The organism is Microbacterium sp. NPDC096154 (assembly GCF_040302945.1).
In the GTDB taxonomy this organism is placed as follows: domain Bacteria; phylum Actinomycetota; class Actinomycetes; order Actinomycetales; family Microbacteriaceae; genus Microbacterium.
In genome coordinates, this window is record NZ_JBEOSM010000001.1 from 278,490 (window position 1) to 301,094 (window position 22,605).

General features: G+C 70.4%; 21 protein-coding genes. 10 read left to right on the forward strand and 11 right to left on the reverse strand.

Going from position 1 to position 22,605, the window contains the following annotated elements:
- Positions 1 to 5 precede the first annotated feature (5 nt).
- The 8 genes from ABTW64_RS01335 to ABTW64_RS01370 all read right to left on the reverse strand — a co-directional run bounded on the left by ABTW64_RS01335 (position 6) and on the right by ABTW64_RS01370 (position 8,563).
- The gene (locus ABTW64_RS01335; RefSeq protein ID WP_350618385.1) at positions 6 to 986 is read right to left on the reverse strand and encodes a 5-oxoprolinase subunit C family protein; all 981 of its coding nucleotides are present in this window, start codon (positions 984 to 986) and stop codon (positions 6 to 8) included.
- Positions 983 to 1,882 (reverse strand): 5-oxoprolinase subunit B family protein, encoded by a 900-nt coding sequence (locus ABTW64_RS01340; protein WP_350618387.1) that lies wholly within the window; start codon positions 1,880 to 1,882, stop codon positions 983 to 985. Before ABTW64_RS01340 ends, ABTW64_RS01335 begins: the two co-directional genes overlap by 4 nt.
- A 7-nt stretch (positions 1,883 to 1,889) precedes the next feature.
- Entirely contained in the window at positions 1,890 to 2,630 is a 741-nt protein-coding gene (locus ABTW64_RS01345; protein ID WP_350618389.1) for a LamB/YcsF family protein, read from the reverse strand.
- Positions 2,631 to 2,690: 60 nt separating this feature from the next.
- On the reverse strand, positions 2,691 to 3,941 hold the full coding sequence (locus tag ABTW64_RS01350) for a sugar ABC transporter substrate-binding protein (protein ID WP_350618391.1): 1,251 nt from the start codon (positions 3,939 to 3,941) through the stop codon (positions 2,691 to 2,693).
- Positions 3,942 to 4,113: 172 nt separating this feature from the next.
- Positions 4,114 to 5,127, reverse strand: coding sequence for an ABC transporter permease (locus ABTW64_RS01355; protein ID WP_350618393.1), 1,014 nt, complete (start codon positions 5,125 to 5,127; stop codon positions 4,114 to 4,116).
- Positions 5,117 to 6,121, reverse strand: a complete 1,005-nt coding sequence (locus ABTW64_RS01360) for an ABC transporter permease (RefSeq protein WP_350618395.1) — start codon at positions 6,119 to 6,121, stop codon at positions 5,117 to 5,119. The genes ABTW64_RS01355 and ABTW64_RS01360 overlap by 11 nt, the downstream gene beginning before the upstream one ends.
- Positions 6,118 to 7,602, reverse strand: a complete 1,485-nt coding sequence (locus tag ABTW64_RS01365; protein WP_350618397.1) for a sugar ABC transporter ATP-binding protein — start codon at positions 7,600 to 7,602, stop codon at positions 6,118 to 6,120. Before ABTW64_RS01365 ends, ABTW64_RS01360 begins: the two co-directional genes overlap by 4 nt.
- A 19-nt stretch (positions 7,603 to 7,621) precedes the next feature.
- Entirely contained in the window at positions 7,622 to 8,563 is a 942-nt protein-coding gene (locus tag ABTW64_RS01370) for a phosphotransferase (RefSeq protein ID WP_350618399.1), read from the reverse strand.
- A 251-nt stretch (positions 8,564 to 8,814) separates the two neighbouring features.
- Between ABTW64_RS01370 and ABTW64_RS01375 the strand changes: the two genes are divergently transcribed.
- Positions 8,815 to 10,032, forward strand: coding sequence for a PucR family transcriptional regulator (locus ABTW64_RS01375; RefSeq protein WP_350618401.1), 1,218 nt, complete (start codon positions 8,815 to 8,817; stop codon positions 10,030 to 10,032).
- Between the two features lie 8 nt (positions 10,033 to 10,040).
- On the opposite strand, the gene ABTW64_RS01380 is transcribed toward ABTW64_RS01375, so the two are convergent.
- Complete coding sequence (locus ABTW64_RS01380; protein WP_350618403.1) at positions 10,041 to 11,504, reverse strand: protein adenylyltransferase SelO; 1,464 nt, start codon at positions 11,502 to 11,504, stop codon at positions 10,041 to 10,043.
- 91 nt (positions 11,505 to 11,595) lie between these two features.
- Complete coding sequence (locus ABTW64_RS01385) at positions 11,596 to 11,790, reverse strand: DUF2795 domain-containing protein (protein WP_350618405.1); 195 nt, start codon at positions 11,788 to 11,790, stop codon at positions 11,596 to 11,598.
- A 138-nt stretch (positions 11,791 to 11,928) separates the two neighbouring features.
- Between ABTW64_RS01385 and ABTW64_RS01390 the strand changes: the two genes are divergently transcribed.
- The 7 genes from ABTW64_RS01390 to ABTW64_RS01420 all read left to right on the forward strand — a co-directional run bounded on the left by ABTW64_RS01390 (position 11,929) and on the right by ABTW64_RS01420 (position 19,138).
- Positions 11,929 to 13,497, forward strand: a complete 1,569-nt coding sequence (locus tag ABTW64_RS01390) for a deoxyguanosinetriphosphate triphosphohydrolase family protein (protein ID WP_350618407.1) — start codon at positions 11,929 to 11,931, stop codon at positions 13,495 to 13,497.
- 104 nt (positions 13,498 to 13,601) lie between these two features.
- The gene (locus tag ABTW64_RS01395; protein WP_350618409.1) at positions 13,602 to 14,750 is read left to right on the forward strand and encodes a type III polyketide synthase; all 1,149 of its coding nucleotides are present in this window, start codon (positions 13,602 to 13,604) and stop codon (positions 14,748 to 14,750) included.
- A gap of 2 nt (positions 14,751 to 14,752) precedes the next feature.
- Complete coding sequence (locus ABTW64_RS01400) at positions 14,753 to 15,466, forward strand: methyltransferase domain-containing protein (RefSeq protein ID WP_350618411.1); 714 nt, start codon at positions 14,753 to 14,755, stop codon at positions 15,464 to 15,466.
- Complete coding sequence (locus ABTW64_RS01405; protein WP_350618413.1) at positions 15,463 to 16,737, forward strand: FAD-dependent oxidoreductase; 1,275 nt, start codon at positions 15,463 to 15,465, stop codon at positions 16,735 to 16,737. The genes ABTW64_RS01400 and ABTW64_RS01405 overlap by 4 nt, the downstream gene beginning before the upstream one ends.
- Positions 16,738 to 16,868: 131 nt before the next feature.
- Entirely contained in the window at positions 16,869 to 17,924 is a 1,056-nt protein-coding gene (locus ABTW64_RS01410; protein WP_350618415.1) for an iron-containing redox enzyme family protein, read from the forward strand.
- On the forward strand, positions 17,917 to 18,117 hold the full coding sequence (locus tag ABTW64_RS01415; protein ID WP_350618417.1) for a CDGSH iron-sulfur domain-containing protein: 201 nt from the start codon (positions 17,917 to 17,919) through the stop codon (positions 18,115 to 18,117). The genes ABTW64_RS01410 and ABTW64_RS01415 overlap by 8 nt, the downstream gene beginning before the upstream one ends.
- Positions 18,110 to 19,138, forward strand: a complete 1,029-nt coding sequence (locus ABTW64_RS01420; RefSeq protein WP_350618419.1) for a glycosyltransferase family 2 protein — start codon at positions 18,110 to 18,112, stop codon at positions 19,136 to 19,138. The genes ABTW64_RS01415 and ABTW64_RS01420 overlap by 8 nt, the downstream gene beginning before the upstream one ends.
- 19 nt (positions 19,139 to 19,157) lie before the next feature.
- On the opposite strand, the gene ABTW64_RS01425 is transcribed toward ABTW64_RS01420, so the two are convergent.
- On the reverse strand, positions 19,158 to 19,361 hold the full coding sequence (locus ABTW64_RS01425) for a hypothetical protein (protein ID WP_350618421.1): 204 nt from the start codon (positions 19,359 to 19,361) through the stop codon (positions 19,158 to 19,160).
- A gap of 157 nt (positions 19,362 to 19,518) precedes the next feature.
- On the opposite strand from ABTW64_RS01425, the gene ABTW64_RS01430 reads away from it, so the two are divergent.
- Both ABTW64_RS01430 and ABTW64_RS01435 read left to right on the forward strand, forming a co-directional pair.
- Positions 19,519 to 20,475 carry a hypothetical protein gene (locus ABTW64_RS01430; protein ID WP_350618423.1) on the forward strand — a complete coding sequence of 319 codons (957 nt, stop codon included), beginning with the start codon at positions 19,519 to 19,521 and terminating at the stop codon, positions 20,473 to 20,475.
- A gap of 108 nt (positions 20,476 to 20,583) precedes the next feature.
- A complete protein-coding gene (locus ABTW64_RS01435; protein WP_350618425.1) occupies positions 20,584 to 22,530 on the forward strand; it encodes a hypothetical protein in 1,947 nt (648 codons plus the stop codon).
- Positions 22,531 to 22,605 lie beyond the last annotated feature (75 nt).

Below are 22,605 nucleotides of genomic sequence, written 5' to 3' on the forward strand. Positions count from 1 at the left end.
TGACGTCACGCGGACAGCGTGCGGGCGATGTCCGCGAGGTCGGCTCGGGCCTCGGCCCGGATGCGGCGGGCGTCGTCGGGCGAGACGGCGCGGAAGCTCACGGTCTCGGGGGTCTTCAGCTGGGCGAGCTTGTCGAGCTCCGTGGACACGATCGTGCCGAAGGTGACGTAGCCGCCGCCGGTCACGGCGTCGCGCAGGAGGCAGATCGGCTCGGTGCCGCTGGGGATCTGGATGGATCCGAGCGGGTAGCCCAGATTGACGACGTTGCTCGGGTCGTCCCCCGCCCCGAACGGCGGCTCTCGCGGAACGAAGTCGAGCGACGGCCCCGACAACCGGAAGCCCGTGCGATTCGCCTCGTGCGAGACGGTGAACGTCGACGCGAAGAACCGCTCCACCGACTCCGGGGTGAAGCGGTAGTTGCACAGCCCCGGCACGACCGCGAGCTGCACGTGCGACTCAAGAGCGGGACGCCGATCCTCGGGAAGCGACAGTCCCTCCTCGTCGGTGGTCCCTTCGCGCAGCTGGTCGCCGACCGGCAGGACGTCGCCGGCCGCGAGCGCGCGACCCTCGTGGCCGCCGAAGCCGATCGTGGCGTAGGTCGAGCGGCTCCCGAGCCGCTGAGGCACATCGATGCCGCCCCGCACGGCGATGTAGCCGCGGCTGCCGCGCGTCATGGGACCGAACGACAGCGTCTGCCCCGCGCGGATGCGCAGCGCCGTCCATCCCGGTCGGGCCTCGCCGTCGACCAGCACGACGACATCCGCGCCCGTCACCGCGACGAGGGCGTCCTCGGTGAACGCGATCGCCGGACCCATGAACGCGAACTCCAGACTCGCGGCATCGGAGGCGTTGCCGACCAGCACGTTCCCGACGCGATACGACCGCTGGTCGAGCGCTCCGGCAGGCGGCATGCCCATCGCGTAGTACCCGTCCCGGCCGCCGTCCTGCACGAGGGTCTGCAGCCCGGGCATCGTCACGCGCATCATCTCAGGGCCTCCTTGAGCTCGCGGTTGTATCCGTGCCAGTCGTCGAGGTGCCGTGCGACCGAGAAGACGACCGGCGCACGCCGAACGCGGTACTCCCCCGCCTCGACACGGCGGCGGATGTCGACGTACTCGTCGCCGTCGATCCGCCGGAACGCCAGCAGCGCGCCCGCGGTGAAGAGCACGGGACTCTCGGCGAAGTCCGGACGCGCCTGATCCATGTCGACGATGTCGATGGGTGTGCGCCCGATCAGCTGCACGCCCCCGGCCCCGAACGACGGGTAGACGTTGGTGAAGGCACCGCCATGCCCGACCGCGCGCGACGGCGTCTCGGTGCGGGGACGCTTGTACTTCGGCGCCTCGATCTGACGCTCGCGCGGAACGAGCTGCACGGACTCGGCATTGCCCGGCACGAAGTTGGGGAACGTCACGAGGAACGGATGCTCGGCATGTGCCGCGGCGAGCTCGTCGGCCCCGGCATACCCGTTGATCCGCGCGACGTAGTCGATGTCGGTGCTGTCCGGGTCCTGATGCCGGTCGCGGAACTTCATGAGCGTCTCGCGCGTCCACGGGTCGTCGTAGTAGACGGGGACGTCGATGATGCTGGTCTCGATCGACGCCGAGGCTTCGCCGGAAGCCTGAGCATGCATGTCGTCGAGCAGCGCGAGCAGCCCGTCGAGGTCGACGAGCTCGGAGTCGAAGCGGATCATGTAGCTGGCGTGCGCCGGGCAGACGTCGATCACGCCCGCGACATCGAGCGCTGCGATGCGCTGGGTGAGCGCCTGAATGGCGAGCGCCTGCGGGATGCGCATGTCTTCCGAGAGCTCGACGAAGACGAACTCGTCGCCGCCGAAGCTCAACCGGGCCCCGCCCTGGAGCGTCTTGTAGATATCGGCCATCGTCGCCTCAGCGGTGCAGCGGGCCGACATGGACGCCGGCGTCGGTCAGCGCCGCGCGGACGGCGGCGGCGATCTGGGGAGCGTTGGAGCGGTCGCCGTGCACGCACATGCTGGCGATCTCCATGGGGACGATATTGCCGGTGCGGCTCAGCACGCTCCCCTCGGCGATGCGCAGCGCCTGCGCCGCCACGATCGCGGGGTCCTTCTCGCGCGGCACGGGATCGATGATGTTCATCGCCTCGTCGTCGAACTCGAGGTCGACGGCGTTCTCGCGCACGACCCGGCAGCCGACGGCCTCCATCGCATCGGCGCCGACGCTCGGGGCGAGGTAGACCGGAGCATTCGGATAGACCGCCGCCAGGGCCCGTCCGACCGCCTCGCCCAGTTCCGCATCCCGGGCGATGACCCCGTACAGCGACCCATGGGGCTTGATGTGGCGCAGCACACCGCCGCGTGAGCGGACGATGGCCTCGAGCGCTCCCACCTGATACAGGATGAGGTCGACGACCTGGTCGTGCGGCATCGGGATGATCCGACGGCCGAAGCCGAGCAGGTCCTGGTACCCCGGATGCGCCCCGATGCTGAGGTCGTACTCGAGCGCGAGATCGACCGTCCTGCGCATCGTGGTCGGGTCGCCGCCGTGGAACCCGCACGCGATGTTCACGGCGTCGATGTGCCGGAACAGCGCCTCATCGTCGCCCAGGCTCCAGCGGCCGAAGCTCTCGCCGGCGTCTGCGTTGATCTCCATCGTCCATCCCTCCTGTCGTCCGTTCGGGGCGGGGCGATCGCCCCGCCCGGAACGCATCTTCTACTCCTGCACGCAGCCCGGAAGGCCTGCGGGGATCTGCCCCTCGGTGACCGGGCCCTCGGTCCAGCCGTCGTCGCAGGCCCCGCGCGTGTAGATGCGCCGCGACTCGGGCTGCTCGAACTGAGACATCTCCGGCAGCGGCTGCACCTCGGCGACCGGCTCACCGGTCTTGGCGGCCTCGAGGTTGGCCTCCGGCAGCAGATCGGGCTGGAAGATCGCAGTGACGAACGTGTCGTCCTCACCCGGGAAGAAGTTGCAGCCGTCCACGAACTCCGTTCCCTCGCAGGGCTTCGCCGTGTCGGTCGTGACCCACTCCAGCGGCATCTCGATGTTCTTCGGCATCCCCTCCGCGCCGTTCTCGAGGATCTCGAGGCCGACCTTCATCGCGACGCCGGCCTGCGCGGGGGGCGACGCGGACGAGACGCCCGGCCAGCCCTCGCTCAGACGCTGCCGGAAGTAGTTCGATCCCTCGCCCGTGACGGGGATCTCGAGACCGGCGGCCTCGAGAGCCTTCACGACGCCCGCCTCACCGTCCTGCGACCACACTCCGTCGATGTCGGGGTGCGCGGCGAGGGCCTTCGCGGTCTCCTGCTGGCTCTTGGACGAGTCCCAGTCGCCGTAGTACTCGGCCACCACTTCGATGCCCGGGTACGTGTCGAACACCGCGCGCGCCGTCTCGTAGTGCACGCTGTCGGTGGATGTGCCGGCCACGCCACGGTTCATGAAGATCTTGCCCTCGCCGCCCAGCATCTCGGCGAGCGCCTCGGCGGTCTGGGCGCCGAAGAACGCGCGCTCCGGGTCGTCCGCGCGCGCGCCCGTGATGAAGGCGACGTTGTAGGCGCAGTCGGCGTTGACGGTCGAGTCGTAGAACACGAACGTCACTCCGCGCTCGCATCCCTCCTGCACGACCTGGTCGAGCGCCGTGGGCGAGATCGGGTACGAGACGATGAGCTTCGCCCCCGACGCGATCATGGACTGCAGGTCGGAGATCTGCTTCTGCACGTCGGTGCCGGAGATCTGCTTCGTGACCTCGTACTTCTCGGCGTACTCGGGTGACTGCGCGATCGACATCGCCAGGTTCGCCGCCTCGTCCTGCCAGTTGTTGCCGCTGTAGCTGAGGTTGAGGAAGACCTTCTCCTTGCCCCCGGCCCCTGCGGACGGGTCGGTGCAGCCGGCCAGCGCCGTGGTCGCCGCGAGGAGGACCGCAGCCGCGACCCCCGCTCTGCGCCACAGTGACGTCTTGATTGCCATGTGCTTCTCCTTGTTCGGGAATCTGCTTGTGTTCGGGAATCTGCTTGTGTTCGGGAATCTGCTTGTGTTCGGGAATCTGTTCAGGGAATCGATACGGGGAATCGGTACAGGGGAATCGGTACAGGGGTCGGTGCCGGACGAACGCGAGGTTGTCGCACTGGCCGCGCGCGGCTCAGGCCCGCGCCCGCCCGAATCGCCCCGCGATGAGGGCCAGCAGGATGATCACGCCGTAGAGCACCTGCTTGACGCCCTCCGAGAACCCTGCGGCACTGATGTCTATGTTGATGACGGTGATCAGAAGCGCACCGCCGATCGTGCCGACGAAGCTGCCGGCTCCGCCGCGGATGGCGGACCCGCCGATGACCACCGCCGTGATGCTCGGCAGCAGCCACTGCTGGCCGATGTTGAGGTCGGCCCCCGACGAGTAGCCGAGCAGCATCACCCCCGCAAGGCCGTAGGCGACGCCCGCGATCATGTACGCCGTGACGAGGGTCGGCGCGACGCGCACCCCGGCGACGCGCGACGCCTTCTCGCTGTTTCCCACCGCGAACGCCCGGCGTCCGATGGTGGAGCGCATCTGGATGAGATACGCCACGACGACGAACACCGCGAGCGCCCAGATGGGCGTCGGAATGCCGAGAAGGGCGTGGCGGCCGCTGAAGAGGTCGGCGATCACGGCAGGAGACGGCTGCGCCGGCGTGCCGCGGCTGACGCCCAGCAGGATCGAGCCCAGCATCGTGCCCGTCGCCAGCGTCACGATGAAGGGCGGGAACTTCGCATACGCGACGAGGAGCCCGTTCACGACGCCGACCGCCGCAGTCGCCGCCAGCGCGACGAGCACCGCGACGACCACCGGCCATCCGCGGTTCGACAGGAACCCCGCGAGGAAGGCCCCCAGCGCGACCGCCTGCGGCAGCGAGAGGTCGAGTCCGCCCGTGAGGATCACCATCCCCTGGCCGAAGGCGACCACGATGAGGAAGAGCCCCAGGATGAGCGTGCTCTGCAGCATGCCCAGCGACGGGAAGTTGGGGCTGACGATGCGCGACAGCGGAATCAGCGCGATCAGCAGCAGCCAGACGATGATCATCGGCTGACTCACGAAGCTCATGACGCGTGCCACGGGTGACGGCGCGGCGACGACGTCGCCCGTCGCGGTGAGCGGCACAGTTCCGGTGTTATGCGACACGGGTGGCTCCCTTTCGTGCGGACGCGGCTGCGATGTCGCTGCGCCGATCGGTTCGCGTTCTCTGGGCCACTCCCGCCACGAGCGGGATGCCGAGCGCGAGCAGGATGGTGAGTCCCTGGATGAGGCCCGACCAGAAGTCCTGGATGCCCAGGCCGAACAGCAGCTTCGGCAGTGCCGTGAGCGTCGCCGCTCCGAAGAGCGCGCCGATCGCCGAGCCCTTGCCGCCGCGGAAGCTCACGAGGCCGAGAGCGATCGCGGCGAAGGTGGTGAGCAGGAACGGGAAGCCGGCGTTCGGGTCGCCCGAGGCGGTGAGCGCCGTGAGGTAGAGGCCCGCCAATGCGTACGTGAACCCGGCGAACGTGTACGCCCCGATCTCGGTGCCGCGCACAGGCAGGCCCGAGATCACGGCCGCCTGCCGGTCGTTGCCGATCGCGAAGAGCGTGACGCCGGCGCGCGTGCGTCGTGCCCACGACCATGCGAGCCCCAGGACCACCAGCACGGCGAGCGCCGTGGGCACCCCGGCGACGGAGCCCTTGAGCAGCGATGTGAACTCGATCGGCACGGAGCCGCCGGGTGCCGGCAGAAGCACGAGTGCCACGCCGGTCATGACGATGTACGACGCGAGCGTCACCGCGATGGCCTGCAGCCGGAGCAGCACGACGAGGAGCCCGTTCACGAGGCCGACCAGCAGGCCCAGCACGAGGACGCCGCCCATGATCGCGTACATCTGCTCGGGGTGCGCGGAGATCAGCACCGTCGCCAGCACGTTCGACAGACCGATCATCCCCGCGACGGACATGTCGGCGCCGCCCGTGATGAGCACCGTGCTGGTGCCGATCGCCGCGACCGCAAGCGGCATCAGCAGCAGCACGAAGTTGCTGAAGGAGTAGAGGTTGCGTTCGAACGGCGCCACGGCGAGCAGCAGCCCATAGACGACCGCGAAGATCGCGATGGCCGCGACGATGTCGAACGGGATGCGCCGGCGGGCGTTCATCGAGCTGCTCCTTCTTCCACGGTGCGCAGGTTCAGCGCACCCGTCATCACGTTCGACTCGTCGATCAGCGATCCCGTGAACTCCCCCGACAGCCGCCCGTTGTGCATCGTGAGCACGCGATCGCACAGGCCCACCAGCTCGGGGATCTCGGTCGAGTACATGAGCACCGTCCGCCCGGACCGGGCATACGAGCGGATGAGCGCGTAGAGCTCGACCTTGGTCGGCACGTCGACTCCGCGCGTGGGGTCGAACAGGATCAGGCACGCGGGTTCCTGCGAGAGCGCCCGCCCGAAGACGACCTTCTGCTGGTTGCCGCCCGACAGCGATCCGACCGCCTTCTCGAGCATCGGGTGCGGAAGCTTCACGTCACTCGCCCGCTGCCTCGCGATCGTCCGCTCGCGCTTCGGCGAGGTGACTCCGAGCGAGCTGAAGGCGCCGAGCGTCGACACGGTGAGGTTGAACGTGGAGCTGAGCTCGAGGAACAGCGCCTCGGTCTTGCGCTCCTCCGGCACGAGGGCCGTTGCGCACCGCGCCGCCGAGGCGTCGATGTCGATGCGCCCGCCGGTGGGCTGCTGCATGCCGGCGAGCGTGTAGAACAGGTCGCGCTGCCCCTGCCCCTCCAAGGCGGCGACGCCGAGGATCTCGCCCGGATACATCGAGAACGACACGCCGCGCGCCTTGCCGGACGACAGGTCCGTGACCCGCACCAGGGGCTGCACCGCGTCCGCTTCCCTCTCCGGCTTGTCCGGGAAGGCGTGCTCGAACGATCGGCCGATCATCAGCTCGACGAGCCGAGACTCCGTGACCTGCCCCGAGACGAAGTCTCCGACGACCCGCCCGTTGCGGATGACGGTGCCGCGACGGCAGACCTCCTCGATCTCCTTCAGCTTGTGGCTGATGTAGATGATGCCCGCCCCGCGTGCCGCGATCTCCCGCATGCGAGCGAACAGCCACTCCGTATCGGGGAGCGCAGCCGTGGGCTCGTCGAGCACCAGAAGCGTCGTGGCGTCGCGCATCGCGGCAATGATCTCGATCTGCTGCTTGGTCGCCAGATCGATCTCCGAGATGAGGGCGGAAGCCGGGATGTGCGACGCGTCGTACTCGGCGAGGATCGCGGTCGCCTTCCGCAGAAGCTTCCGCTGCGAGATCATGCCCAGCGCGTTGTGCGGCGCGTCGCGCAGGCAGAGCTTCATGGCGACGGAGATGTCGGGCGGGGAGCTCAGCTCCTGGAACGCGATGCCGATCCCGGCTCGGCGCGACGCGCGCGGGTCGCCGAGCGGCATGACGTGCCCGTCCACCGTGACGCTTCCCGTGTCGGGTGCCACCACGCCAGAGAGCACCTTCATCAGGGTGGACTTGCCGGCGCCGTTCTCGCCGAGCAGCCCGTGGATCTCCCCGCGCTCCAGCGTGAGACTCACGCCCTGCAGCGCGCGCGTGGCGCCGAAGCGCTTGCTGATGTCCTCGATATCGATGAATCCCATGTCCGCCTCCTTTCCTTCCTCAGGCCGTTCGACCCGCACGGACGATGCGCGACGCCGCGGTCTCCAGACGGATGTCCGCGAACCGCTCGCGCGCGTGCTCCGGGTCCACCGCGATCAGCTGCTCCAGTGCGGGCCACGTCGCCGCGCTGCGCGAGGCGGCGTACTCGCGATTGCCGGCCTGTCCGCGCGCGCTCCACGTGCTGGCGTTGACGGCCAGGCGTGCCACCGCGAGCGGATACAGGAGATCGACCTCCAGATCCGTGAGCTCTGCCCGTGAGCAGAAGCCGGTCACGACGTCGCAGAAGGCGGAGAAGGCGTCGGGCTGCCGCAGGCCGGCATATGCGGCGGCGACCGCGAGCTCAGCCACCGCAGCCGTGAACACGGCGTCATTGAAGTCCACGACGCCCGAGACCCGTGCCGAGCCGTCCTCGTCCCGCAGCCCGAGCACGTTGAAGTCGTGCAGGTCCTGGTGCACGACGGTCTGGGGAAGCGCGGGGATCCGCGCCTCCACCTGGTCGAACCAGGCGGCCGCGGTGTCGAGGAGAGAGCGTCGCGCGGCATCCTCGACCGCGTGGCTGCCCGACCGGATGGAGTATCCGCTTCGCACGACCATCCAGTGGTGCTCGTTCTGCTCGATGTGCGCACCGTTGAGGGGGCGCAGGCTCTCGATCATCTCCGCCGCCAGGCGGCCGAGCTGCCTCCGGAACGCGGTGTCCGTGACGCCCAGCTCGGCCACCGAACGACCGGGCACCCATGTCGTCACGCGCAGCACGTACTGGTCTTCGCCGAGTGCGACGACCGACATGCTGCCGCCGTCGCGCTGCGGCAGCAGCACGGGGGTCTCGACCGAGAGGGGACGTTCCTCCAGCTGACGCAGCACCGCATTCTGCCATTCGATGGGGGCCATGCCGAAGGAGATCGGCGTGAGCCGCACGAACCACCGGTCACCGCGCGCATTCATCGCCCGGAAATTGCAGTCGAGCTCACCGCCGAGCCGACTGAGTTCGGCGACATCGATGCCGTAACATGCCTTTAACGTGCCGATAATGTGTTGCACATAATTGCGTGAGACATCGACGTCTGGCACGTGATCATCTCCCGCGTTCGAGTGTGCTGGATATCCCCCGGATTGCATTGACGACACACAACCATATGAACGACGCCTCAGACAACGGACGCGACGCCCCCGGATCCGGGCGTATAGTGGGCGCCGTGCACAACCCGTCACCGCAGGCCCAACTCGCCGCCGCCGCCCGCCGCCTCATGACCGAGGAAATCGATCACCTCGTCGAGAAATCCACGGCGCAATTGCTGACGCTTGAGCCGAGCTATAAATTGGTCGACGAGATCAGCCTCAACAGTCGAATGCACACGAATATCGCATTAGCGCTCATGCGAGTCAGCGGCGACCCCATTCCGAAAGACCTGGCGCTTTCCGCATTTGAAACGGGCCAGATGCGCGCAATTCAGCAGATCGGACTTCCCGCCGTCTCGCGGTCGTTCCGCATCGACCTGCGGGTGCTCTGGGAGGCCTTCCTCGCGGACGCCGAGCGGCACCATCTGAGCGGCGATCCGGCCTATCTCACGGCTCTGGTCGGGGTCTGGGAGGCGGTCGAAGCGAACATCAACGAGATGATGCGCGGATACCGCGAGACCAGTGAGAAACTCAAGCAGCAGGACAACGAGCTCAAGGCCGCGGCCTTTCAACGGCTCATGTCCGTGGGTGCCGAGGGCAACTTCGCGGCCATCGCGAAACAGCTCGCCGTGCTCTCCTTCGATCCCAATGAGCCGCTCCTCTGCGTGGTGTCCGAGCTGCGTGATTCCGATTACGGCGCGCTGTCGGCCGTGCAGGGCCGCCTTTCGCACCACGGCGTCACGCATCACTTCGGGTGGCACAGCGGCTACCTCGTGGGGTTGCTCCAGAGCCCGGACCTGCCTGTCGCGCGCCTGACACAGCTGCTCGAGGAGCTGCAGGGCTTCCGATCCGGCATGACGGAGGTCCCGCGCGCCGCGGCGCTGACGGACGCCATCCGCAACACCCGCGTGCTGGTCACGGCCGCCGCCGCGCCGGGGCTGCGGGAGCTACGCGATCACTGGCTCGAGGTCGTCGCACACCTCGAGCCGACCGTCATCGACGCTCTGGTCGAGGACATCTTCAGCCCCTTCGAGGACCTCTCCGACTACGTGCGCGAGGAACTCACCCGCGTGATCGACGGGTTCTTCTCGACGAACGGGAGCATCGCCGAGATCGCGGCGTCTATCTACCGGCATCGCAACACGGTGCGCACCCGGTTGCAGCAGGTCGAGGAGCTGACGGGGCTGCGGCTGAGCGTGCCGCGCGACGCCGCTCTCCTTGCGCTCGCCTTCCCGAGCTGGAAGCGAGCGGGCCGGGCGCGCGCCGCCTCACGCGCCGGCGATCGACCGCGGTGACACCCGGGTCACGTGCCGCAGAAGGTGCGGTACGCCCCGAAGTCCTCCGGTGCGGGCTCGGCGTAGCGCTCGAAGCCCGGACGCTGCGTGTACGGGTCGGTGACGGCCTCCCACAGTCGCCCGAGCGGAGCGAGATCTCCGTCCGTCGCGGCGGCGAGCGCTTCCTCGACCAGGTGATTGCGCGGGATGTACACCGGGTTCACGGCGTCCATCGCATCCGGGTCGGGGGCGAGCTGCTTCCACCGTTCCAGCCACGCGTCGAAGCCCGCGAGATCGATGAACATGCCGCGCGCGCCCTCGGGGACACCGCGGGCGGCGTCGGCGAGACGCCGGAAGAACGACGTGCCGTCGACGCGACTTCCCTGCATCAGCGCGACGAGATCGCCGATCAGGGGGCCCGTCACCGCCTCGTCCACGCCCTCGCGCAGGCCGATCTTCGCGCGGAACCCCTCCGACCACGCCGCGCTGTACTGCGTGCCGAACGCGTCGAGCGCCTCCTGCGCCAGCGCGATCGCCTCGTCTCGGTTCTCGTGGAAGGCGGGCAGCAGCGTCTCGGCGAACCGGGCGAGGTTCCAGCCTGCGATCGCGGGCTGGTTGCCGTAGGCATAGCGGCGCCCGACGTCGATCGAGCTGTAGGCCGCGGCGGGATCGAAGCCGTCCAGGAAGGCGCAGGGCCCGTAGTCGATGGTCTCGCCCGAGATCGTCATGTTGTCGGTGTTCATCACGCCGTGCACGAAGCCCAGGAGCATCCACTGCGCGACCAGCTGCGCCTGCGCGGAGCGCACCGCTTCGAACAGCGCGAGCGCCCGATTCTCGGCCTCGAGCAGGTGCGGATAGTGCCGGGCGACCGCGAAGTCGACGAGACGTCCGACCAGCTCCGCATCCCCCGTCGCCGCCGCATACTGGAAGCTGCCGACCCTCAGGTGGCTGCTCGCGACGCGCACGAGCAGCGCGCCCGGCAGCGCCGTCTCGCGATACACCGTCTGCCCCGTCGCCACGACGGCGAGCGACCGGGTGGTGGGCACCCCCAGCGCGTGCATCGCCTCGCTGACGACGTACTCGCGCAGCATGGGACCGATGGCCGCCAGACCGTCGCCGGCGCGCGTGAACGGAGTGGGTCCCGACCCCTTGAGATGGATGTCGCGCACCCTCCCGGCGACGTCGACGACCTCGCCGAGGAGGAGTGCTCGTCCGTCGCCCAGACGTGGCGAGTACGCGCCGAACTGATGGCCGGCATACCCCTGCGCGACCGGCGTCGCGCCAGGCGGCAGTGCGGCACCCGTCAGGAACCGCACCCCGTCTCCGGCGCGGAGAAGCTCCGCGTCGAGGCCGAGCTCGGCCGCGAGGTGCTCGTTGAGCACCACCAGACGCGCGTCGGGGAAGTCCTCCGCCCGCCAGGGCACCGCCAGCTCCGGAAGCTCGCGCGCGAAGCGGCTCTCGAGGGACACCGCGGACTGCACTCCGGCGCTCATGCGGCCACGATACGCCGCTCACGGGCGGCAGGGGCCGCTCGCGTCAGCGCGACGGGCGCGGCCCCACGACGCTCGCGCAGCAAGACGCCGCTCAGCCGCCCGCGACCGCGCTGCTGACCTCGGCGGGACTCTCGAAGGAGTCCTTCCCGGCCGACTCGAGCGCCGAGACGAGGTCATCCGGCGCACCGTTGTCACGTGCCAGAGCGACCAGGTCGTCCTTGCTGGCCGGATAGTCGGCGCCGCCGAGGTACTTCTGAAGCTCGATGGGCGTGGGGTTGTCGGACATGATCGTTCCCTTCGGGTTGTGACCGTCGCGGGCCATGCTAGGAACGGGCCAGACGCACGGCCCGGGGCTTGACAGAACGCGTCGAGCCCCGCGCCTGCGCTCCGCCGGCATGCCCGCCCCCTGCCATACCATCGGGCGATGACCCATGACGCACCCGCCACCGACGCCACACAGGCGTGCCCCGATCCGCGGCTGCGGCGACGCGCGCCGGAGGTGCTCGACGAGTTCCAGCGTCGCGAACGCCACCCCGAGTACCGCGTCGACCTCGAGCGCATCCGGTTCTCGCCCTACTTCTCGCGCCTGTCGGCCGTCACGCAGGTGATCTCCCAGACCGGCGCGGGTCTCGCGGTGCACAACCGGCTCACCCACTCGGTCAAGGTGTCCGCGGTAGCACGGGCGATCGCCGTGCAGGTGTCCCACGACAGCGGCACGACGGGTCGAGTGGTGGCGCAGCTGGGCGGCTGCGACCCCGTCGTCGCGCAGGCAGGGGCGGCCGCGCACGACCTCGGTCACCCGCCCTTCGGGCACCTGGGAGAGCAGGCGCTCGACCGGCTCGCGCAGGATCGCTTCGGCCTGAGCGAGGGGTTCGAAGGGAACGCCCAGACCTTCCGGATCGTCACACGCCTCGACGAACACGACCGTGCCGGCACGGGGCTCAACCTCACCGCCGCGGTGCGCGCCGCCGTGCTGAAGTACCCCTGGCTGCGCAGAGAGGGGCAGCACGCGGTCGGCGGGCCCGACACGCCGCGCGGCCTCACGCCCTCCTCCCCCGGAGGCGGAGCCAACAAGTTCTCGGTCTACGCGCTCGACCTGCATGAGCTGCACGATGCGCGGTCGGCCTACCCCGCCATCGCGCCGTTCCAGCAGACGCTGGAGTGCGCCGTGATGGACATCGCCGACGACATCGCCTACTCGCTGCATGACCTCGACGACTTCTATCGCGCCGGTCTGCTGAACCAGGTCACCATCGCGTCGGAGTTCCGCGCCTGGCGACGCGAGCGCGCCGAGCTGGCGCAGGCGGAGCCGGGCGAGCTGCGCCGGACCTCGCGCATCCCTGGCCGGTCGCTGGAGCTGCTGTGGCGGCGGCTGGCGGACAAGGATCCGTGGGTGGCCGACGAAGACGCCTTCGCCGAGGCGGTCGCCCGCGTCAACGACGACGTCGTCGAGGGCCTGCTGTCGGTGCCGTTCGACGGGTCGCTGCACGCGGAGCGGTCGCTGTCGCAGTTCACCAGCGGCTGGATCAACCGGCTGCAGCACTCCGTCACGGTCTCGGCGGAGCCTCCCGTGCGCTCCGCGCACGTCACCCTCAGCACCGCCGCGTGGCACGAGGTGGCCGTCCTGAAGTTCCTGCACCAGCGGTTCATCCTGGAGCGGCCCGACCTGGCCGTCTACCAGCGCGGCCAGGCGAGCGTGCTCGAGCGCCTCGTCGACGGGTTCGCGGCCTGGCTCGACGATCCGCACGACGTGCGGCGCGCTCCGCGGCGCCTGCTCGACCTGGTCGACCTGGCGAGCGAGGACCTGGCGCGGCTGCGTCGTGAGGACCCCGATCTCCTGGACGCCGAGGACGGCTCCGACCTGCGCCTGCGCGCCCGCGGTCGCGCGATCATCGACTATGTCGCGGCGCTCACCGATGCGCAGGCCATGCACCTGGACGCGATGATCAACGGCGGGTCCGAGCGACTCTGGGAGGGCGGCCAGGGCCTCTGAGTCCCTCCGGGACCGCCTCGCGTAGCGCCGCCGCAGGGTGAACCGCGGAAGCACCCGCAGCAACCCCATTGCCGCAGACGAGCCCGGGTGTTTAGGTTCGCGGCATGACCGTCACCCTCGCAGGTCTCGCGACCGTCGTCCCGCCTACCGTGCTCGTGCAGGACGAGGTGCGGGATGTCTTCGCCGCGCAGCCGGGCCTGACCCGGCTCGCGCAGCGCATCGTCTCGACGTCGTTCGGCGTCTCCGGAATCGAGACCCGGCACACCGTGCTCGAAGAGCTGACGCGCAGCGCTCGGGACCCGGGCGACCCCGCGCTCTTCTTCGACGCGGAGTCGGGCGAGCTGCTGCTGCCCGGCACGAAGGCACGAAACGACCTCTACGCCGAGCACGCAGGCCGCCTGTACGTCGAGGCGGGACGCGCGGCACTCGACCGCGCGGTCGGCCTCGCGGCCGACGACGTGACGCACGTCGTCACCGTCTCGTGCACCGGCTTCTACGCGCCCGGGCCCGACTTCGTGCTCGCGCGGGACCTGGGGCTGCGGGCAGGAGTGCAGCGCTACCACCTGGGCTTCATGGGCTGCTACGCGTCGATGCCCGCTCTGCGGCTGGCCGCCCAGCTCTGCGAGGCGGATCCGGATGCCGTCGTGCTGGTGGTGAGCGTCGAGCTGTGCACGCTGCACCTGCGCACCTCGAACGACCCCGACACGATCGTCGCGACGTCCCTCTTCGCCGACGGCGCGGGCGCCGCCATCGTCACGGCCCGCCCCGCGGCGGCGGGCGAGCGCGTGCTCGAGCTCGATCGCTTTGCGACCCGCACCACGCCGCAGGGCGAGGGCGACATGGCGTGGAAGATCGGCGATCACGGGTTCGAGATGGTCTTGTCCAACGCCGTGCCTGGCCTCATCGGCGAGCACATCACGGGCGCGCTCGCGCCGCTCCTCGCCGAGGAAGCGGACCTCGCGGACGCTCTGGCCGCACAGACCGCCGGCGACGCGATCACGCACTGGGCCGTGCATCCGGGAGGGCGCAGCATTCTCGACAAGGTCGAGGCGGCCCTGGCGCTGTCGGCCTCTCAGCTGGCCCCGGCGCGGCGCATCCTGCGCGACTTCGGCAACATGTCGAGCGCGACGGTGCTGTTCGTGCTGCGCGACATCCTCGATGCGCCCGAGACGTCGAACGGCGACCGGATCGCCGCGATGGCCTTCGGACCGGGCCTCACGGTGGAGTCGGCACTGATGACCGTACGGGGCTGACCGTGGCGGGGTTCCTCGCCGAGCGGGATTCCACAGCCCGGGAGCTGATGGACGATCCGGCCTGCGACCCGGATGCGCTGCGGCGCACGTACGACCGGTTCGCGCTGGTCAACGCCGCGGTCTCGGGCCAGCGGGCGGTCTACCGGAAGTGGATCCGGCCTCGTCTGCGGCGGGATCGAGCGCTGCGACTGCTCGACATCGGGACCGGAGGCGGCGACCTGCCGCGGCGCGTGCTGCGCTGGGCCCGACGGGACGGGATGCGCGTCGAGGCGGTCGGGATCGATCCGGATGCGCGCTCGATCGGGTTCGCCCGCGAGCAGCCGGAGATGCCCGGTCTGCGCTTCGAACAGGCCGACTCTCGAGCCGTGAGCGAGACGGGCGAGCGCTTCGATGTGGTGGTCTCGAACCACGTGCTGCACCACCTGGACGATGCGGCGCGCGACGCTCTGCTCGCCGACAGTGAGCGACTGCTCCTGCCCGGAGGCGTCGCGGTGCACGGCGACATAGAGCGCTCCCGCCTCGCCTATGCCGCGTTCGCGGCGGCCACCTGGCCCCTGCAGGGGACGCTGCTGCGGGGCACCTTCATCCGGCCCGACGGCCTCACCTCCATCCGGCGCTGCGCGACGGCGTCGGAGATGGCCGCGGCGCTGCCACCGGGCTGGCGAGTGCGCCGCGCGTTTCCGTCGCGCCTCGAGGCGATCCACGAGGCGCTGTGAGCCGTGCCACGAGCCGCGCCGGGAGCCGTGCTGCGCCCGAACCCCTCGGCGCGCGACCAGCCGGTGCCCGCGCGGTCGACGTGGCGATCGTCGGCGCCGGGCCCGTGGGTCTGCTGCTCGCCTGTCTGCTGGCCGCTCGCGGCGTCGACGTGGTGGTGCTCGAACGTCGCGCCGAGCCCGGCGGGCGCACGCGCGCCATCGGCATCCATCCGCCCGGGCTCGCGGCTCTCGACGCGGCGGGAATCGGCGCCTCGGTGCGTCGGGAGGCGACGGCCATCCGCAGCGGCATCGCGTCGTGCCAGGGGCGCCGGCTCGGCGCCCTCGACTTCGGCGACGACCCCGTGCTCTCGCTGCCGCAGCATCGCACCGAGAGCCTCCTCGAGGCCCGCCTCGCAGCCCTCGCCCCCCGGGCGATGCACCGCGGCGTCGAGATGACGGGCCTGCGAGAATCCGGTTCCCGCGTGATGGTGCGCGTGGCCGGCGACGAGACCGGATGGCGAGCGCGCTACGTCGTCGGCGCCGACGGCGTGCGCAGCACCGTGCGCAAGATGCTCGGCGCGGCCTGGATCGCGCGTCCCGGCTTCGCTCGGTATGCGATGGCCGACGCACCCGAGCGCGCAGACCCATCCGCGTCAGCGCTCCTGCACCTCGAGCCCGACGGCGTCGTCGAGTCGTTCCCCCTACCGGGAGGCGTACGGCGCTGGGTCGCCAGGCTCGATGAGGGCGCCGTCACCGACGGCCGCCGCTTCGCCGCGCTCGTGGAGAGCCGGACGGGTACGGCGATCGAGGCGCTCGCGGAGCCCAGCGAGTTCATCGCGCGCCAGCATCTGGCATCGTCCTTCGCGCGCGGCCGCACCGCCCTCGTCGGCGACGCGGCGCACGAGGTGAGTCCCATCGGCGGCCAGGGCATGAACCTCGGATGGCTCGACGCGGTGCACCTGGATCGCGCGATCGCGCTCGCCCTCGAGACCGGTGCGCCGCGCGAGCCCTTCGCGCACTACGACCGTGCGCGCCGATCCGCCGCCCGCCGCGCGATGCGCCAGGCGGCCTTCAACATGGCGATGGGGGCGCCGGCGCACGGGATGCGGCTGACCACCCGCAATGCGCTCGTGGGGCTGCTCTCACGCCGGCCGGCGCGGGACATCCTTGCGCGCGCGTTCACGATGGACGGCCTGAGCACGGGAAGCATGCCGAGATCGGCCGGGCAGTCTACGCGGACAAGCGCGCCGCGTCGAGGGCTCGGCGGCGAGGACCGGTGCACCCCAGACTGAGGGCATGGCATCGGAGAGGCTCGATGCGACCATCGGCGGTCGCATCCGCGCTCACCGAGTCCCCCCGACGGTCCTCGCCCGCGGTGCCTCGCGCTGCGGTCCCGGACCCTCCTCCCCCGATCGGAGACCGTGTGTCCCAGACCATCACCGCCCCTGAGACGGGCCGGCTCCCCTTCGCCGCCCGCGGCCCGCTGAGCGAGGCCGTGCTGCGTCACCTCACGCGGCCGCAGGAAGGCGGCACCGCGGAGCTCGGCGAGCTCGCACTCCAGGCGGCGACGCGGACGCCCGACATCATCCGCGACGACGACGTGCAGCTGGCCCTGTTCGCGCTCTACGCCTCGTCGTACGGCTCGATCGATGCGTTCGACGCCGACCTCGAATGGGACCCGGCGATCATCGCCGCGCGGCGCACGCTGGAGGAGCGCTTCGAGCGCGACCTGCGAGCGGCGGTTCCCATGCCGGAGCTGCCGGAAGCGACCGCCGATGCGGTCTCGCGCTCGCTGTTCGCGCTGGCCGCGGCCGACTCCGGGCCGAGCGTCTCGCGCTACCTCGCGAAGAAGGCGACGCTCGAGCAGGCGCGCGAGTTCTTCATGCAGCGTTCGGTCTACACGCTCCGCGAGGCCGACCCGCACTCGTGGGCGATCCCGCGCCTGCACGGACGGGCCAAGGCCGCCCTCGTCGAGATCCAGGCCGACGAGTACGGCGGCGGGCAGGCCGACCGCGTGCACTCCGCGATCTTCGCGGCGACGATGCGCGGTGCCGGCCTGGACGACACGTACGGCGCCTACATCGACGACGTGCCGGCCATCACCCTCGCCACGCACAACATGATGTCGATGTTCGGGCTCAATCGCCGGCTCGTGGGGGCGATCGTGGGCCATCTCGCGGCCTTCGAGATGACCTCCTCGATCCCCAACCGGATGTACGGCGACGGCCTGCGCCGCCTCGGCTTCGGCGAGGACGTGACCGACTACTTCGACGAGCACGTCGAGGCGGACGCCGTGCACGAGCAGATCGCCAGCCGCGACCTCGCCGGCGCTCTCGCGGAGGACCGACCCGATCTGCTCCCCGACATCATGTTCGGCGCCGCCGCGTGCCTGGCCGGGGACGGCTGGATGGGCGCCCACCTGCTGGAGGCGTGGACCACCGGGGTCTCGTCGCTGCGGAAGGCCGACGCCCGTGGCTGAGCAGCGCCCGACCATCACCGCGTATCCCGATGGACCGCTGCTGCTGCGTGGCGACGTCGACCTGCGCACCGCTGACGGCGAGCCGATCCCCCGGCACCGTCGCACCGTGGCGCTGTGTCGCTGCGGGCTGTCGACGATCAAGCCGTTCTGCGACGGCACGCACAAGGCGGCCGGTTTCCGCACGGATGACTGAGCCGCCCGCGCCTCCGCAGCCGGCGCCCCCTCCTCGGATCGCCGCCGAGTACATCCTGCCGCTGCGCTGGAGCTCGGATGACGGGCTGGACGAGCTCACGGCGTATCTGCGACGGCTGCGCGAGTGGGTCGATGTGACCGTCGTCGACGGGTCCGACCCCGAGCGCTTCGCGGTGCATGCGCTCGCCTGGCAGGGACTCGTGCGGCACGCGCCGGTGGCGGTCGCCCGCGGGGCGAACGGCAAGGTGCGCGGCGTGCTCACGGGCATCACGATCGCTAGACACGAGGCGATCGTGATCGCCGATGACGACGTGCGCTACGAGCACGGGTCGCTGGCGGCGGTGGTGACCGCGTTGCAGCGGGCCGATCTCGTCAAGCCGCAGAACCACTTCCAGCCGCTGCCCTGGCACGCGCGCTGGGACACCGCGCGCACGCTGCTGAACCGCGGCCTGGGGTCGGACTATCCCGGCACGTACGGGGTGCGGCGCTCGACCGTCACGGCGACCGGCGGGTACGACGCCGACGTGCTCTTCGAGAATCTCGAGCTCGAGCGCACCGTGCGGGCCGCAGGCGGGGTGGTGAGCACTCGACCCGACATCCTGGTCGTCCGACGCCCGCCGTCCGCCCGTCACTTCGTGTCCCAGCGGGTGCGCCAGGCCTACGACAGCTTCGCCCAGCCCTGGCGGCTCGTGCTGGAAGCGTCCATCCTGCCCGTCCTCGTGTGCGCAGGGCGCCGCCCCGCAGCGCTGGTGGGCCTGCTCGCGGTGCTGATGGCGGTCGCCGAGCGAGGGCGGCGCCGGCACGGAGGACGAGCGGTGTTCCCCGCATCGAGCATCCTGTGGGTGCCGTTCTGGATCGCCGAGCGCGGCGTGGCCACCTGGATCGCGATCGGGCTGCGGCTGCGAGGCGGCGTGCGCTACAGCGGACGCCGCCTTGCGCGCGCCGCGCACCCCGTTCGCACGATACGCCGCCGCCTCACACAGGCCGGGATGTCACCGCCCGACCGCTCGCGATCGCGTTAGGGGCGCGTCTCGCCCCGGCTCACTCCGCCGGGTCGTTGCCCGTCTGCTCCACGCGCGCGGGATCCTCCTCGACCCAGATCGCCGGGGTGGGGCCGTCGGGCGGCGGCACGGGCCCTCCCCATGGCGCAGCGCCGGCATCCGTCACGCCCTGGGCGCGATACCCGGCGGGGAGCTCGTCGACGGTGCGGCCGTCCTGCGGCCCGCCCTCCAATACGTATGGCATGGCGCGACGATACGTCCGGAGTCCTCGTGACGGATAGGGGTTGCCGGGGCGCTTGCGCCGTGCAACGCGGATCGCTCGGCGGTACGATCGCGCCACATCGCGGCCGGCGAAGAGGTCGTCTCACCGCCGCGCACCAGGGAGCTCGGAGGCGCCGACTGTGAGTGCACCACCGCCCGTGACGCCCGACGAGCGCGCATCTTCGGCGCTGCGGACCCACCAGCACCTGCGACTGTCGCTCGTGCTCCTGATCGCGGTGCTCCTCCTCGCGGTGGCGATCCAGACGGTCGTCGTGTCGTGGCAGCCGTTGCGCCTGGGCTGGAATCTGCTCCCCTCGATCAGCCATTACTTCTACACGCCGGCCCGGTGGGTGTTCATCAGCGTGCTGGTCGGAGCCGCTCTGGCCCTTCTCGCGCTGTCCGGACGGCGGGGGCCGACCGTCGCGCTCGACATCGCCGCGATCTTCGCGCCGGTCATCGCGGTCGTGCCGCCCGGCGTCCTGCCGGGCACAGACGGCGGCAGCGACGGCATCACATGCGTCAGGGACGACTGCATCCCGACGGAGGTGCTGGCGGACGTCCGCGCGAGCGTCGCGACCTACGGCGTCGCGGTCATCCTCGTCGTCGTCGTGATGGGCCGCGTGCGGAGGCGGCAGACGGTGCGGGCCACGCGCGGGCACCTCATCGTGTCGGCCGTCGCGGTGGCGAGTGGGCTCGCACTGGCGCTGCTCGCATTCGCGCCCGGTGCGAGCCGCGGCTTCCCGTTCAACATCTGGCCGATCCCGTCCGTGCACTTCGCCGCTGTGCTGCTGTTCTTCGCCGCCTTCACTGCGGTGCCGCTGTTCTACGGCTGGCGTCCGGCCGAGCCCGACGAGACCCCGCCGACGCCCTGGCAGGCAGGGGTCTACCGGCTGGTGACCTGGCTGATGGCGGTCGACGTGCTCTTCCTCGCCGTCGCGCTCTTGGCGCTGGAGCATGGATGGACCGACTTCGCCGGTGCTCCCGTCGTGCTCATCGGGGAGGCGCTCGCGCTCATCCTGTTCGCCTGGTTCTGGTGGGAGCAGACGCTGCAGCGGTGGAACGACGAGGAGACGCCGTTCCTGATCCCGCCGGCCTGAGGCCGTGCACCGCGGGTTCCTTGTGGGCGACGGAGCGGAGGCCATAGCGTGACAGCGGGGAAGGGATCCACTGCTGGTTCTACTCAATGGGGAGTACGCATGCGCAGGATGAGATTCGCGGTTGCCGCCGTGGCGGCGGTCGCGCTCGCAGGGTCGGGGACGACCGCCGCCGCCGCCGAGAGGGGTGAGAGGGTCGTGCTCCGCGAGGAGGTGCGCGAGGCGTACGCCGACTTCGTCGCCTCCGAGCGGGGGCAGCTGATCGAGCAGCAGATCAAGATGGCATCGCCGAGCTTCTACCTCGCCGACGTCGCACGGGGCATCGACGAGACGAGCGCCGACCCGGCCGACTACTGGTACGTGCGCATCGGCCTTCACGACGACGGCATGTCGCTCGCGCCGCAGGCGACGCTGTACGCCAACCTGCAGCGGCTGAAGAAGGCCGGCGCGATCGAGGACGTCAACTCGGCTCTCGTGGCGAACCTCGGCCACACGGAGAATGTGAGCACGGCGGAGGCGATCTCGTGGATGGATGAGATCCTCGCGAGGGCCGGCTCGTCCGACCCGGTCGACGTGCAGCCGGCGAGCGGCTGGTGGGACGTCACGACCTACGCGGGCGGATCGATCGCGGAGGCCCCGAACGGCACGGTCACCTCGTCGACCGACACCGGATCGCGCACGCTGACCGTCACGCTCGACGGCGAGCCGTTCACCGTGACGCACTACTGGGGCTACTACGCCGAGAACCCCAACAGCCCGGCGCAGAAGATCAGCATCTACGTGCCGGAGAACGTGCGCGAGGACAGCCCGACGTACTTCCGCACGAACAACAGCGGATGGACCCAGAACCCGTTCCGCGGCACGCTCGTCGACGGCGGCGTATATGAGACCGGGAACCTCACGTACAACACCACGCAGGGGCCGAACGTGTACGCCGAGCTGCTGGATCGGGGCATGATCCTCGTGTCGTACGGCGCCCGGAGCCGAGCCGATGCACCGGTGGACGGCGTGTATCAGGGCCACTCCCCCGCCACGATGACCGACACCAAGGCAGCGCTGCGCTTCCTCGCCCACAACCAGGTGTACGGGAGCCTGCCGGGCGACCCCGAGCGCGTGATCATCACGGGCATGAGCGGCGGAGGCGCCCTCACGGCCGTCGTGGCCGCGAGCGGCAACAGCTCCGACTACCACGCGTCGCTTGCCGAGATCGGCGCGCTGGGCCTCACCGAGCGCGACGGAGGGTACGTCGACGACCCGCTCACGGGCGACGACGTGTTCGCCACCTTCTCGAGCGCTCCCATGATCGAGCAGGACATCGCCAGCGAGGCGCACGAGTGGATGTACTACCCGACGCGTCAGAAGGTCGCCGACGGCGAGTACGCCGATGCGGCAGGCATCACGAACGGTCGGAACAACCCCGATCGGCTCGCGGAGTGGCAGCTGCTCGCCTCCGCAGTGCTGTCGCAGGACGACGGCTACCCGGCGTACCTGGAGAGCCTGGGCCTGAAGCCGAAGGACATCCAGCGGACGATGCTCGACATGGTGGCCACCTCGCTCGAGCGTCTGCTGAACGAGGGCGTGACCTATCGTCCGGAGCTGTTCGACGTCGCGACGATCGAGAACCGGGCCGAAGCTGAGGAAGCGCTCAAGACCTACCTGCGGTACGCGATGAACAACCCGGTGCCCGGGTTCGAGGAGCTGCCGCTCGACTGGTTCAAGGTCGCAGGCAAGGCCGGGAAGTTCAAGGTCGTCATCACCCCGAACCAGTGGGAGACCGTGAACGAGTACATGTACTGGAGCGCCCAGTTCGTGAAGAACCCGCCCGCCACCGACCAGGACGGCCTGGTGAGCAACCTCGGCGGCGCTCCCGGCTACAGCGAGAGCAGCCTGTACGGCGGACCGGATGAGCCCTACAACCACGTCAGCGCCGTCGCATGGGCGCTCGACGTGAACAACTGGCCGGCGCTGGGCCTGACGCCCAGCACGAACCCCGACAGCGCCGCGCGCCAGGCCGAGAACGCGGCCATCGCGACGTCGCTGTTCGAGATCACCCGCTGATCGGCGCGAGGGGCCGGGACGCGCCATGCGCCCCGGCCCCTCGTCGTACGCGCGCATTCCGCCGGCGCCATACGT

Bases quoted from the DNA above. Each gene is read 5' to 3' on its own strand.
- ABTW64_RS01335 (WP_350618385.1), bottom strand. From the start codon at position 986: ATGATGCGCGTGACGATGCCCGGGCTGCAGACCCTCGTGCAGGACGGC.
- ABTW64_RS01340 (WP_350618387.1), bottom strand. From the start codon at position 1,882: ATGGCCGATATCTACAAGACGCTCCAGGGCGGGGCCCGGTTGAGCTTC.
- ABTW64_RS01345 (WP_350618389.1), bottom strand. From the start codon at position 2,630: ATGGAGATCAACGCAGACGCCGGCGAGAGCTTCGGCCGCTGGAGCCTG.
- ABTW64_RS01350 (WP_350618391.1), bottom strand. From the start codon at position 3,941: ATGGCAATCAAGACGTCACTGTGGCGCAGAGCGGGGGTCGCGGCTGCG.
- ABTW64_RS01360 (WP_350618395.1), bottom strand. From the start codon at position 6,121: ATGAACGCCCGCCGGCGCATCCCGTTCGACATCGTCGCGGCCATCGCG.
- ABTW64_RS01365 (WP_350618397.1), bottom strand. From the start codon at position 7,602: ATGGGATTCATCGATATCGAGGACATCAGCAAGCGCTTCGGCGCCACG.
- ABTW64_RS01370 (WP_350618399.1), bottom strand. From the start codon at position 8,563: ATGAATGCGCGCGGTGACCGGTGGTTCGTGCGGCTCACGCCGATCTCC.
- ABTW64_RS01380 (WP_350618403.1), bottom strand. From the start codon at position 11,504: ATGAGCGCCGGAGTGCAGTCCGCGGTGTCCCTCGAGAGCCGCTTCGCG.
- ABTW64_RS01385 (WP_350618405.1), bottom strand. From the start codon at position 11,790: ATGTCCGACAACCCCACGCCCATCGAGCTTCAGAAGTACCTCGGCGGC.
- ABTW64_RS01390 (WP_350618407.1), top strand. From the start codon at position 11,929: ATGACCCATGACGCACCCGCCACCGACGCCACACAGGCGTGCCCCGAT.
- ABTW64_RS01395 (WP_350618409.1), top strand. From the start codon at position 13,602: ATGACCGTCACCCTCGCAGGTCTCGCGACCGTCGTCCCGCCTACCGTG.
- ABTW64_RS01420 (WP_350618419.1), top strand. From the start codon at position 18,110: ATGACTGAGCCGCCCGCGCCTCCGCAGCCGGCGCCCCCTCCTCGGATC.
- ABTW64_RS01425 (WP_350618421.1), bottom strand. From the start codon at position 19,361: ATGCCATACGTATTGGAGGGCGGGCCGCAGGACGGCCGCACCGTCGAC.
- ABTW64_RS01435 (WP_350618425.1), top strand. From the start codon at position 20,584: ATGAGATTCGCGGTTGCCGCCGTGGCGGCGGTCGCGCTCGCAGGGTCG.